Origin of the sequence: Motilimonas pumila, from assembly GCF_003596335.1 — a bacterium.
GTDB classification, from domain to species: Bacteria; Pseudomonadota; Gammaproteobacteria; order Enterobacterales; family CBDFNC01; genus Motilimonas; species Motilimonas pumila.
The window spans coordinates 1-1,614 of record NZ_QZCH01000088.1 but is presented as its reverse complement, the minus strand read 5'-3'; the positions used below and the strand labels follow the sequence as shown (position 1 = coordinate 1,614).

3 protein-coding genes are annotated in these 1,614 nt (G+C 43.0%); 1 reads left to right on the top strand and 2 read right to left on the bottom strand.

From position 1 onward, the window contains the following. Window positions 1–39: 39 nt before the first annotated feature. Window positions 40–318 carry a hypothetical protein gene (locus tag D1Z90_RS20530; RefSeq protein WP_119912632.1) on the bottom strand — a complete coding sequence of 93 codons (279 nt, stop codon included), beginning with the start codon at window positions 316–318 and terminating at the stop codon, window positions 40–42. 25 nt (window positions 319–343) lie between these two features. Beyond that, window positions 344–943, bottom strand: a complete 600-nt coding sequence (locus tag D1Z90_RS20525; RefSeq protein ID WP_119912631.1) for a TetR/AcrR family transcriptional regulator — start codon at window positions 941–943, stop codon at window positions 344–346. A gap of 115 nt (window positions 944–1,058) precedes the next feature. Between D1Z90_RS20525 and D1Z90_RS20520 the strand changes: the two genes are divergently transcribed. Further along, window positions 1,059–1,556, top strand: coding sequence for an SRPBCC family protein (locus tag D1Z90_RS20520; RefSeq protein WP_158587208.1), 498 nt, complete (start codon window positions 1,059–1,061; stop codon window positions 1,554–1,556). The last annotated feature ends 58 nt before the right edge of the window (window positions 1,557–1,614 follow it).

Below are 1,614 nucleotides of genomic sequence, written 5' to 3'. Positions count from 1 at the left end.
CAGGCTCAAAATTCGTATCGATTTACGGGTTTGAGCCTATTAGATCATATTCGTTGAAAAAGTGCGATCCCGCCCTGCCTTACCTAGGGCATCAAGTTGTGCTAACCCTTGCCCATTTAAGCGTACAGAGTTAATTAAGGTGAGTTCACCACCTTGCTTTATGATCACCATATTACGACTAAAGCGCAGCGTTAAAGGGCCAATTTTGGGGTGAGGTAGCTTCATTGCTACGCTGCCAGTGACCATGTAAATATCCTTAAATAGGCGTTTTACGTGTCCGTGCGGTTGTACTGGATAAAAAGGAGCGTTGTCAGTCATGGGCGTCTTTCCTGAAGTCAATGGTTTAAGTCTTAGGCAATGCTTGAATATTCAGCTGTCTTAGCAACTGGCGATAAGCTTGATGACCCGCCAGGCTGTTGCCTGTTCCCATATTGAGCACTATCACGCCTCGTGTTACAGCGACTATCATAGACGCTAACTCTTGAGGGGCGGTTTCTGGCGGCAGTTGTTTATCCGCTATGCCTTGCGATAGTCTTTGTGTTAACGCTTGCAAGGTATCGTCAATGCCTTTGGCAACTAACTGTGCTATGTCTTTACTGGTTTCATTCATTTCCAGCGCCGCCATGGTGGCGATGCAGCCGCTAGGGCAATTAGGGCTTTCAAACCCAGCGATTAAACGGCTAAACACATCGTTTAATGCTTGCGCTAGGTCAGGGTGTGCTAATTGCTGAAAAACCCGCTCTGTGTATTGGGTTCGAAAATGCTCCAGGCTTTTTCCATAAAGCGCCTCTTTATTACCAAAAGTGTTATAAAGACTTGATTTATTGAGTTTTGTTGCTGCTTCTAGCTCAGCCATTGAAGTGGCGGCAAAGCCTTTCTCCCAAAATACTCGCATCGCAGCATCTAAAGCTTGTTGCTCGTTAAACTGTTTTTTTCCGCTCATGGTGAGTGCTTTTTAAAAAATGTTGACGAAATATTGACATGTTAGACCATTCGGTTCAAGATTTATTTTGAACCAATCGGTTCATGATTGTTTTCGCAAAGACTAAGGAATGATGATGCAAGTACAAAACATGATTGTAATAAACCAAAAAATTGATCTTATTTGGAAAGTTTTAGCGCAAGATTTTGCGCATGTTCATCGTTGGGCAAGCCCTGTTAAACACTCTTATGCGTTAAGTGACGCACAAGCACCTTTTGAAGGCCGGGTGTGCCAGTTTACTCAAAAGGAAAATGGCTTAGCCGCGATTGAAAAGATCACTCATATGGCGCCACAAGCATTTGAAATAAGCTTTAGCGTTGAACCCGTTAATGCGCCTATCGTATTCCCATTAAAAAATAACTCTGTAGCAATAAAGCTTACCGATTTAGGCAAGCAGAAAACGCAGGTCGATTGGTGCTGTGACATTAACTTGAAACCTGCTGCAAAATTATTTTCCCCCCTTTTGCGTATGGGGATGAAAGCGAGTTTTAATGCCTTACTGAAAGAATTAAAGGATTACAGCGAGCAACAAGTTGAAAATGTACAAGTTGAACAGGCGTTGTTGATCAAATAGTTTTCAGTGCGACAAAGGCTCATGCTGTTCACATTTCAGACCGCTGATTTTCTTTCAG

Excerpts from the sequence above, each read along its gene's own strand:
- D1Z90_RS20530 (WP_119912632.1), bottom strand. The coding sequence starts at position 318 with ATGACTGACAACGCTCCTTTTTATCCAGTACAACCGCACGGACACGTA.
- D1Z90_RS20525 (WP_119912631.1), bottom strand. The coding sequence starts at position 943 with ATGAGCGGAAAAAAACAGTTTAACGAGCAACAAGCTTTAGATGCTGCG.
- D1Z90_RS20520 (WP_158587208.1), top strand. The coding sequence starts at position 1,059 with ATGCAAGTACAAAACATGATTGTAATAAACCAAAAAATTGATCTTATT.